The organism is Flavonifractor sp. An52, from assembly GCF_002159385.1.
Lineage (GTDB): Bacteria > Bacillota > Clostridia > Oscillospirales > Oscillospiraceae > Flavonifractor > Flavonifractor avicola.
In genome coordinates this window covers 1-11126 of sequence record NZ_NFIB01000049.1, presented here as the reverse complement: position 1 = coordinate 11126, position 11126 = coordinate 1, and the positions used below count along the sequence as shown (strand labels likewise).

Sequence of the window (11126 nt, the reverse complement as noted above, 5' to 3'; positions counted from 1 at the left end):
TGGGAATGATTTCAAACTGCTGTTCAATGGCCTTGTCCAACACCTTGACCTGCTTTTCCAGAGCCCGCATAGAGGCAATAGAGACTGCCATCGCCTGATTTACAGAATTGTTCACAGTACTGAGAGCTTAATTCCGCATGGCAAACGAACGGCACTGCCATCCGCAATAGTCTTGCGCCATTTTTTCACGTTTGAAATATACATCGAATAATCGACAGTATCTTTTTTCGTAAATATCACAGGATGTTCGAGTGCTGAACTTTCTTGGCAAAAAGATTGCCGGAGCTTTTTCATCTCGTTAGGCTCGGCGTAGGCAACAGTAAACTTCTGGTTTGAGTCAATCGCACCATAATTCAAGTTTATGACCGCCTCACCGCGAACACGGAGTTTAGCTGCGGCATCGTTCCCAATGCCAAAAAGAGAAAATGACTCGGACACTGTGTTTTGTAAGCCAATCCGAACCGGGAACTGAGCATATATGCGTTCATCCTTTCCTAGCAAGCCGGCTGCACCGGTAATGGACTGTGATGCTAAGATAATATGTATCGCACAGGCTCGTCCCTGTCTAACGAGATTTTCAAGCAGAGCGGTAGCTTCTTCGGATATCTCATCGTTAATGTCAAAGAGCTTTTGGTACTCATCAATGATTAACACAATCCGTGGCAACTGCTTATTTGGGTTGAGTTTGCGATAGCTTTCAAAGTCATGCACACCAACTGAGGAATCGCCAAACATTACTGCACGATGCTTTCGCTCAGTTTCGAGGTCCTTAAGAACCGCAAGCCCGACGTCTCGATCACTTTCAAGCCCCAGCATTCGTGCATGGGGTAGCCAAGTAGAATCCGCAAAGGAAGCATATGGCTTGAATGTAAGGCCGTCCTTGAAATCCAAAAGGAAAAGCTCCAACTCAGAAGGACTGTATCGTGTACACAAGCTGTGGATCATCACCTCAATAAGGTTTGATTTACCTTTACCAGCTGCACCAGAAATTAGTATGTTATGATATTGAGTAACGCTATCGCCAAGGCAAACCGAAATGGTATCTAGCCCCGCTTTTCCAAGATGGAAAGTCAGATTGCTTGCAGATGATTCCTTCCAAAGCTGTTCGGTATTTTCAATCTGCGAAAACGGGATTGTAATAACTGAAGCATTTTGAGATTTTTCAATTATTTCAAAAACCTTCTGTGCTAGTTCTTCATTTCTTAAACGCGGGAAGGAAAAGATCAGCCTGTCAAAACATGCATTTGTACTTTTCCAACAGTCTTCCTTTTGCGTCAGCACAAAGAAATTGCTAATCTGTTTTAATTCGTTGGTAACAGAGTCTACCTTTTGAGTTGTTTTGCTATTCAGATATAGGATAGCAATTCCGGCTCTCGGCGCACCTCTAGCAATTTTCACAAGGGAAGTAATCAAATCGCTGTTAACTTCCTTTGGCAAATCTTGAATAACTACAAGTTGAAGTCTTCCAACAGGCTGTTGAGCCGCTTTGCGCAGCGCCACCAAAGACGGATAATTTCCTCGCAGCAGAGTGTCATTCTGTATGATTTCTTCTGTTAGGGAAGCAAAAACATCATGGATCTCGGAGATCTTGGTCAACATTTTGAAGTCCGGCAAACGGGAACAGGACGAGAACTCCGCTCTTAATTCGGGGTTTATTACAGTTACACTTAACTGTCCCGGAGCTGTCTGCATCAAAGCATGAATAAGAAATTGCAGCCCCAGTGCTTGGCAATCATCGCCATTGCTTTCAATGAGGACGTTTCTATGCCCTAGGAAAGGCATAATCCAAGGAAGCGTGTAATCAGAAAAAACCAGTTTGTTGATATTCTGTGGCGTGACGTTGCCGAACGCCAAATATTCGGCAACTTTCATGATAGAATCATCCTGATCTGCTAAATTCCTATATGCATCCTTAGCCTTATGCATATTCTCCATCAAACTGTTTGCGGCTAAGGTTGCGGCACGACTCCGTTCCTTATCAAACAGCTTTTTTGCTTGTTCTCTTGATATCCTGCGCTCCCTATCCGTTTTCTCCTGTTCGCGCTTAATTGCGTAAAGACTGTGCTGGTACGCAACCGCAAAGCGATCAAATAACAGGCCTATGTTATCCAAGATAACCCTCCTTCCCATTGAGATTAGCGACTTGGAAGGTTACTCCGAAGTCTGGACTTCTTTTCTTTTTACAGCAACAATGACATCAGCAGGACGGAACACCTTGTCGCAGAAGATGTAACCATTTCTCACAATTCTCACAATACTCTTGTCGGGATGTTCCGCCGTTTCTTCAACAGTACCAACAGCATTATGATAGGCTGGATCAAACGTCTCTGCTGGAGGCATCCTGTAGAAATTGCGTCTTGCTAATACCTCTAACAGCTCTTCTTCAATGGAACAAGTTAAATCATCAAGCGCGTCCTGAGCATCAATGCGGTCGCATATCAGCAAAATCTCCTTGATCATAGAGGTAATAGCTTTTTCGTCCAACTGACGTTGCAACGCTTCATTATTCTCATTCAGCCGAACAATGGCTGCTGCCTTAATTTTGTCATCCATGAGCCGCCGGAGAAAAAGGTCCTTCAGAGCGGCAACTTCCTCATATGTTTTCTTCTGGATGTCTTCTTCCATATGTTTACGTTCACCTATTCTCAGAGAATGTCCATCTGGCTAATCTTTCGCATGGCATTCTGTACTTCTTCTTCACTCATGTTCATGATTCTGTCTATTTCAAACTTGCCGACAATATTGTGTGCCGTTTCATCGTACAACTCAATATATACGGTTTGGTCAATGTCATAGGCGTAGGCTACTGTGAAAGGGGCACCCTTCGGGTACGAGGGAATAGGAATCTCTTTTGAGCCAATTTCAGTAACGTAACGAACATCTCTATCCTCGCCCTGCGTCACTCGAACCAAGATGCAAGATTGCTGATCGACAACGGTTCGGGCGTGTTGTTCGCCCTTAGTCGGAATCTTTGCGTTCTTAGGAATTACAACAAAGTTCTCATCCTGATCGTGCTCATTGAGAAGAACTACGCCAAGAGCTTGGGAGGTAACATCGGATACGTTGATTGTCATCAGCTCACCACCAACGATAGTTTGTACGCCACTATCGCCAGTTTCGTCACTTTGCTCATTAGCACTGATATATGCCTGAATAGCCGCTCCCATTGCGACAGCCTCATCAGGATTGATGTTAAGTTCAGGATCCTTCCCGGATAATGTACTCATCATCTTCCGAACCATCGGCATTCGCGTCGAACCGCCAACGAGAAGCAAATGGTCGATATCGCTCCAACTTTTACCCGCACTTTCCATTGCGTCTTCAACCAACTCTTTGGTTGTGTTCAGCAAGTCTTCCGTTCTGTTTTCAAATTCGTCACGGGTAATTCTAATACGGACATGTTTGCCATCGATAGTCAGCATAATAGTAGCCTGTGCAACGGTAGTAAGGCTTTTTTTGGCAATCTCAGATTTCTCTCTGATTTCAGCAACCAGTGCATCATCAGTCCGGACATCTCGCTCTATTCCTTGTGATTTGATTTGTTCAAAAACATACTCCGCAATCCTGTTATCAAAATCAAATCCGCCAAGGTTTCTGTTGCCGTCAGTCGCAAGGACATCAAACTCTCCGTTATTGATATCCATGATCGTGACATCAAATGTACCTCCGCCCAAGTCATACACAAGAACAGTGCCATTTTTCTTTTGGCTCAGTCCGTAAGACATCGCAGCAGCCGTTGGTTCGTTGAGAACTCTCAGAACGTTCAGACCGGCGATTTGACCTGCCTGACGTGTCGCAGTTCTTCTTGCATCATCGAAGTAAGCTGGAACCGTGATAACCGCATCAGTAATCGGCTGTCCCAAAGCAATCTCAGCATCGTTTTTGAGTTTTTTCAAAATGACAGCCGATACTTCTTCTGCAGTATATGAATGTCCGTTTGCCGACTCAAATCTCCAATTGGGATCGCCCATCTGTCTCTTTACAAACTGCACAACATCCAGCGGCGCAGTTGCCGCAGAGTGCTTTGCCATATCACCGACTAGCGGTTCATCAGACCCGCTTGCAGCATCAGGGAATAAAACAACTGACGGTGTTATGTTTTGGCCTTCAATGTTAGGTAGAATAGTTGGTTTTCCATCTTCCTGCAAGATAGCAACAGCCGAATATGTTGTTCCGAGATCAATTCCGATTGCGCGTCCCATTAGTTCTCCCCCTCAGATTCACAAATCAACGGAAGAATTGCTGTTGCGCCCAGAGCCAAAAACAGCATTTCTTTGGCAACTTCAAAAGTGCAATCAATAAGTCCCATTTTTATCATTGCTGAGGTATCTGGATTGATCTTTAATCTCCTCATCTTTTCCCTCCCATAATGACGTGCTGTTTTATAAAATAGGCAATCTGGTACACCTCTGAAAGCATGAAATGTGAGCACTAAAGGCTTCCTTTTTCACGCTTTCTTCATATGTAAATTTTTACAAATTTAGTATACTCCAATTGTTTTATAAAGTCTACTATTTAAAATAGTTTTTTACAAAAATGTCTGCAAAATGTACTGTGCATCATACCTAAGTTAATTGCTGTTGTTCTTGCCAATATTTCGCCCGAATCGCATTAGGTGCATATACTCTCAAAGGCTATTAGCAAGTGTCCTGGCTTTCTGCTTAGATGTTTTCCTTTGGATTTTGCGGCAGCAATTTCTTTGGCTTGACGTTGGTGTATTAGATCTCGTTCAGTCTGAGCAAAGTAAGCCATGACTTGCAATAGAAGGGTGTCGCTTTTATCCCTTCTCTGTCAAGCCGCAATCCCCTCTAAACCTCTTTCACCCATCTGGACACCCTGGGACACCTCCAGCCTCTAACCACCCCTTAAATCTAATTCTGGACAGCTTGGTTGCCCTCTATCTGTCTTGATTGACTGTTATGTTTCTATCTTTCCGAGTGCCATTCCGAGTGCCAAAATCCCAAAATTGAGAACCTTCTATTGTGCCATTTTCCCTCTAAATTTCTCCTCAAAACACAAAAATGGAGCGTGTTCATAAGAACTATCCATTCTTATGACACGCTCCATTTTCAGGTTCTAGTTGGTTTTCGTCCTATTTCCCGGCGTTTTCAGAACATTTTACTTGATCTCTGGCGCTCTGGATTGTTTTATGGCGGCCTGAGCAGCGGCCAGACGGGCGATGGGCACACGGAAGGGGGAGCAGGACACATAGTCCAGGCCCACCTTGTGGCAGAACTCCACAGAGGTGGGGTCGCCGCCGTGCTCGCCGCAGATGCCCATATGGATGTCGGGACGGGTCTGATGGCCCAGCTGGACGGCCATGGCCACCAGCTTGCCCACGCCGTTCTGATCCAGGTGGGCGAAGGGATCGGACTCGTAGATCTTCTTGTCGTAGTAGTAGCTCAGGAACTTACCGGCGTCGTCGCGGGAGAAGCCGAAGGTCATCTGAGTCAGGTCGTTGGTACCGAAGGAGAAGAACTGAGCCTCCTTGGCGATCTCGTCGGCGGTGAGGGCGGCACGGGGGATCTCGATCATGGTGCCAACCTCATACTTCATGTCGATACCGGCGGCGGCGATGATGGCGTCGGCGGTCTTGACCACCACGTCCTTGACGTACTTGAGCTCCTTGACCTCGCCCACCAGGGGGATCATGATCTCGGGCACCATGGTCCAGTCGGGATGCTTCTTCTGGACGTTGATGGCGGCGTTGATGACGGCGGTGGTCTGCATGGCGGCGATCTCGGGATAGGAGACGGCCAGACGGCAGCCGCGGTGACCCATCATGGGGTTGAACTCATGCAGGGAGTCGATGACGTTGTGGAGCTTCTCCAGAGGGATGTTCATCTCCTTGGAAATCTCCACGATGTCCTCCTCCTTGGTGGGGAGGAACTCATGCAGCGGGGGATCCAGGAAGCGGATGACCACGGGGTGGCCGTGCATGGCCTCATAGATGCCCTCGAAGTCGCCCTGCTGATAGGGCATGATCTTGGCCAGAGCCTTCTCCCGGTCGGCCACGTTGTCGGAGACGATCATCTCACGGATGGCCTTGATGCGCTCACCCTCGAAGAACATATGCTCGGTGCGGCACAGGCCGATGCCCTGAGCGCCGAAGGCGTAGCCCTGAGCAGCGTCACGGGGATTGTCGGCATTGGTGTACACCTTCAGCTGACGGTACTTGTCGGCCCAGCCCATCAGGCGGCCAAAGTAGCCGGAGCCGGGATCGGCGGGCACGGTGGCGATGGCCTCGCCGTAGATGTTGCCGGTGGAGCCGTCCAGGGAGATCCAGTCGCCCTCATGATAGTCCTTGCCGGCCAGAGTAAACTTCTTGTTCTCATAGTCCACCACGATGTCGCCGCAGCCGGACACGCAGCAGGTGCCCATACCACGGGCCACCACGGCGGCGTGGGAGGTCATGCCGCCACGGACGGTGAGGATACCCTGGGAGACCTGCATACCCTCGATGTCCTCGGGGGAGGTCTCAAGACGGACCAGGATGACCTTCTCGCCACGGGCGTGCCACTCCTTAGAGTCCTCGGCGGTAAAGACCACACGGCCGCAGGCGGCGCCGGGAGAGGCGGCCAGGCCCTTGCCCACTGCCTGGGCCTTCTTCAGGGCCTCGGGGTCAAAGGTGGGGTGCAGCAGGGCGTCCAGCTGCTTGGGATCGACGCGGCACACGGCCTCCTTCTCGTCGATCATGCCCTCGTCCACCAGATCCACAGCCACCTTCAGGGCGGCGGCGGCGGTGCGCTTGCCGTTGCGGGTCTGGAGCATATAGAGCTTGCCGTTCTCAATGGTAAACTCCATATCCTGCATATCCTTGTAGTGCTGCTCCAGGCGGTTGGCGATGTCGGCGAACTGCTCGTAGACCGCGGGCATCTCCTCGTGGAGCTTGGAGATGGGAGAGGGGGTACGTACGCCGGCCACCACGTCCTCGCCCTGGGCGTTGATGAGGTATTCGCCGAAGAGGGCCTTCTCACCAGTGGCGGGGTTGCGGGTGAAGGCCACGCCGGTGCCGGAGTTGTCGCCGGAGTTGCCGAACACCATGGACTGCACGTTGACGGCGGTGCCCCAGTCGTAGGGGATCTCGTTCATGCGGCGGTACACGTTGGCACGGGGGTTGTCCCAGGAGCGGAACACGGCCTTGACGGCTTCCATCAGCTGGACCTTGGGGTCCTGGGGGAAGTCCTCGCCCTTTTCCTTCTTATAGAACTCCTTGAAGAGGACCACCAGGTGCTTCATGTCGTCGGTGTCCAGCTCCACGTCCTGCTTGACGCCCTTCTTGGCCTTGACCTCGTCGATGATCTCCTCAAAGCGCTTCTTGGACAGCTCCATGACCACGTCGGAGAACATCTGAATGAACCGGCGGTAGGAGTCGTAGGCGAAACGGGGGTTATTGGTGAACTTGGCCAGGCCTTCCACCACCACGTCGTTGAGGCCCAGGTTGAGGATGGTGTCCATCATACCGGGCATGGAGGCCCGGGCGCCGGAGCGGACGGAAACCAGCAGGGGGTTCTCGGGGTCGGCAAACTTCTTGCCGCAGATCTCCTCCATCTTGCCCAGGTACTCGTAGATCTGGGCCTGAATGTCCTCGTTGATCTGACGACCGTCATTATAGTACTGGGTGCAGGCCTCGGTGGTCACGGTAAAGCCCTGAGGCACCGGCATACCCAGATTGGTCATTTCGGCCAGATTGGCGCCCTTGCCTCCCAGCAGCTCACGCATAGAGCCGTTGCCTTCGGAGAACAAGTAGACGTACTTGTGAGAATTGCCCATTTTCACATTCCTCCTAAGTTTGCCCCGCCTGGGGCGGGACGGTTCACTGGGTCATATTATACCATTTTGACAAACAAATGCAAGGGTTGGGTGGGCTTATGTACCATTTTTCACCAAACCGTACAGTATGAAAATAATTTTCATATTTTGGGGGCTCCGGCATGATCTGTCATGAAATTGTAACCCGATTGGGCTTGACAAAAAGAGGTTACAGTTGTACCCTAAAGCTGAAAGGTACAACTGTAACTGGAAGGAGGAGACGCCATGGGTGCCGCAGAAGAGAAGATCACCGAGGCGGAGCTGGAGGTGATGGAGGTGCTGTGGGACGCCGGGGAACCGGTGACACTGAGCCAGATCAGGGAGGCCCTGGCAGACAGGAACGGGGAGACGGTCAAGACCCTGCTGCGGCGGCTGTGCGCCAAGGGTGCGGCGGCCCAGGAGAAGCGGCAGGTCTACTATTACCGGCCTCTGGTGAGCCGGGAGGAGCTGGGCTGCTACCGCACCCGCAAGCTCATTGACAAGCTGTACGCCGGGTCGGCCCGGCAGATGGTGGCCGCCCTGGTGGAGCACGACCAGCTGTCCGGGGATGACATCGCGGAGTTAAAAGCCCTGCTGGACAGCCTGGACGGAGAAGGAGGGAGCTGACGTGACACCCTTTCTGTATACCCTGCTGAAGCTGAGCCTGCTGGGGTCGCTGCTCACCGGCCTGCTGCTGTTGGTTCGGCCCCTCATCAAAAGCAAGGCAGCGGTTTACTATCTGTGGCTGCTGGTGCTGGTGCGCCTGGTTTTGCCAGTGGGGGTGACCCTTCCGCTGCCTGCCCTGCCGGAGCAGGGGACCTACCAGGCCCACACCCAGACGGAGGTTTCCCTCAGCGGTCAGACCGACCCGGTCCAGATCCAGGGCCAGACAGGGGAACCCACAGGCCCAGCCACCACCCCTGAAACTCCCGGCGCACCGGAACAGCCCGCCGCTCCGGCGGCAGACTGGAAGGGCGTGCTCACCGCCCCTGAACTGTGGTTCGGCCTGTGGGCCGCAGGGGCAGGCCTGTGGCTGGGGCGGTATGTGTGGGGCTACCGGCGCTTTGCTGCCCTGGTGCGCATTTCTGCCCGGCCTGCCGGGCAAGGAGCCCGGAATGTGCTGGCCGCCCTGGACCCGGGCGGGCGCACTGTGGTGCTGGAGTGTATCCATGTCCATACCCCCATGCTGCTGGGGGCGATCCATCCCGCCATTGTGCTGCCTGTGGGGGTGGAAAACGACCGGCTGGCGGATATCCTGTCCCACGAGCTGACCCATGCCCGGCGGCACGATCTGCTCTATAAATGGCTGGCGGCGGCGGTGACCAGCCTCCACTGGTTCAATCCCCTGATGGTGGTGGTGCGGCGGGAAATCTCCCGCTCCTGCGAGCTCTCCTGTGACGAGGCGGTGACTAGAACCATGGACGGCCCCGCCCGGAAGCACTATGGGGAGACTCTGCTGGTGCTGGCCGCCCGGCCCCCCAGAGGCATGGGGGTGCTGGCCACCACCCTGTGCGAGGAAAAGACCCGACTGAAAGAAAGGTTGGTGTCCATCATGAAAGGAAAGCGGCAGGGACCGGCCGCCCTGGCGGCCACCCTGGCTCTGGCCATTGTTTTGACCGGCTGCGCCGCCATCAGCGGGGCGGCCCCCAGCCCCAGCCCGGAGCCTACCCCCGACCTGAGCGCACTGCTGGAGAACCCGGTGCTGTATGACCTGGACTATGACCTCCAGCTGGCCATTCCCAGCGACCTGGACGGCAAGCTGCTGGTGGAGCTGCCCGAGGAGGGAGAGGACTTCCTGGTCTGCGTGTGGGAAAAGCGCAGCTATGAGGCGGCGGGCGGCGGTGACACCGACATGGGGTGGCTCTTCACCCTGGTCCGGTGGGACCAGGCCACCTACGAACAGTATCTCATCTCCGACGGCAGCGGGGTGACGCCCTTTGGCTATCAGGACGGCTGGTACTATGTGTGGCTGACGGCCAGCGATGTGCGGTTCTACAGCAATTCCCAGGACGAAGCGGTGATACAGGCGGAGGAGGCGGAGTGGACGAACCTGAATCAGCGCCTGCCCGAGGAGGTGCGCCCCGACTTCCTTGCCCGCAACGGCCTGGAAGCCTACGAGGACAGTATGTACTTCCACGACGGCTATGTGTGGGAGAGCGATCACCGCTATGTCTACTTCCGCACGGAAAACTGGGGCGAGTCCATTACTCTGCTCCTCTCCCAGCCCATCAAACAGGGGGAGGGCGGCATCTGGTGCGTGGAGGGCTGGGTGGACAACAACTACGGTACCCGCTATCTGGTGCTCCCCCGGGACACCGGCACCACGGCGGCGGACTACTACACCCAGCTCCAGCAGCAGGCGGACGGAGGCCGTGAAAACGGTTTGCTGGACCCCCTCTCCGCCGCCAGGGAATGGCTGAGCGGGCAGGGCTACAACGTGGGCGCCGGCTATGTGGAGCTGGTGGAGGGGGACCCGGCCTGGAATATCTACAGCCGGGAGATGGAGCCCATCCTGGCCGGCAGCAGCCCCGCCCGGACCCTGACCTATGAAAACGGGCAGGAGACGGATGTGGAGACCTGCGGCGTCATCGACAGCAGCATCCAGCTGTGGGTGCGGGTGTGGGTGAAGGCCCAGGCCCCTGCCGCCCTCAACGGCAAGGCGGTGACCTGCACCGATCAAAACGGAGACAGTCTCATCTTCCTGGAGGAGGGCGGACTGGTGGGCATCGTCCGGGACGGGGAGACCAGCTGGTATGCCTATGCCTACGACTACGACGCCCCCAGCCCCTATGAGACCATGTACAGCGCCTGCCAGGACTGGCTGGCCATGAAAAATCCGCCGCCCTCCCACAATTACTCCCCGGAGGAGTATGACCGGGCCTATGAGACGGTGGTACAGAGCTTTGAGACCGGGATGGCGGGGTGTACCCTGGAAAGTTCGTACTATGATCCCCAGCAGTCCTATGCGGTGGCGGCGGACTATCTCCACACCGACGACCCGGAGCGGATCAACAATGTGATCGTCTTCTTTGTAAGCTTTACCACCGACGGCAATCAGCCGGTGCTGGACCCCAACACCACCTACACCGACTATCAGTTCATCCTCCAGCGGGAGGATAAGGATTCCCCCTGGGTGGTCATCGACGGAGGATATTGAGAAAAGGCAACCAACGAGACAAAAAGATCCCCTGCCATCTGGCAGGGGATCTTTTCGTCTTGGTGGTACCAAAGACAACCCCCGGCTAAGCCGGGGGTAAAAAATAGCTTAAAGCGAGGAGAAGAGTAGAAAAAGAAAAAACTCCCTGATAAGGTAGAAGTGGTTTGCCGACCACACA

The 11126-nt window shown here is 53.7% G+C and carries 7 protein-coding genes; 2 read left to right on the top strand and 5 right to left on the bottom strand.

Annotation, left to right across the window (positions count from 1 at the left end; translation table 11 throughout):
• Positions 1-111: 111 nt before the first annotated feature.
• The 5 genes from B5G06_RS13265 to ppdK all read right to left on the bottom strand — a co-directional run bounded on the left by B5G06_RS13265 (position 112) and on the right by ppdK (position 7773).
• A complete protein-coding gene (locus B5G06_RS13265) occupies positions 112-2112 on the bottom strand; it encodes an FtsK/SpoIIIE domain-containing protein (protein WP_158094720.1) in 2001 nt (666 codons plus the stop codon).
• 39 nt (positions 2113-2151) lie between these two features.
• Positions 2152-2625 carry a nucleotide exchange factor GrpE gene (gene grpE, locus B5G06_RS13260; RefSeq protein ID WP_087189524.1) on the bottom strand — a complete coding sequence of 158 codons (474 nt, stop codon included), beginning with the start codon at positions 2623-2625 and terminating at the stop codon, positions 2152-2154.
• A 20-nt stretch (positions 2626-2645) separates the two neighbouring features.
• On the bottom strand, positions 2646-4202 hold the full coding sequence (locus tag B5G06_RS13255; protein ID WP_087189523.1) for an Hsp70 family protein: 1557 nt from the start codon (positions 4200-4202) through the stop codon (positions 2646-2648).
• Positions 4202-4354 carry a hypothetical protein gene (locus B5G06_RS14095; RefSeq protein WP_158094719.1) on the bottom strand — a complete coding sequence of 51 codons (153 nt, stop codon included), beginning with the start codon at positions 4352-4354 and terminating at the stop codon, positions 4202-4204. Before B5G06_RS14095 ends, B5G06_RS13255 begins: the two co-directional genes overlap by 1 nt.
• Positions 4355-5118: 764 nt before the next feature.
• A complete protein-coding gene (gene ppdK, locus B5G06_RS13245) occupies positions 5119-7773 on the bottom strand; it encodes a pyruvate, phosphate dikinase (protein ID WP_087189521.1) in 2655 nt (884 codons plus the stop codon).
• A gap of 264 nt (positions 7774-8037) precedes the next feature.
• Here ppdK and B5G06_RS13240 point away from each other — a divergent pair, with 264 nt between their 5' ends.
• Positions 8038-8418, top strand: coding sequence for a BlaI/MecI/CopY family transcriptional regulator (locus tag B5G06_RS13240; RefSeq protein WP_087189520.1), 381 nt, complete (start codon positions 8038-8040; stop codon positions 8416-8418).
• A gap of 1 nt (position 8419) precedes the next feature.
• The gene (locus tag B5G06_RS13235) at positions 8420-10948 is read left to right on the top strand and encodes a M56 family metallopeptidase (protein ID WP_087189519.1); all 2529 of its coding nucleotides are present in this window, start codon (positions 8420-8422) and stop codon (positions 10946-10948) included.
• The last annotated feature ends 178 nt before the right edge of the window (positions 10949-11126 follow it).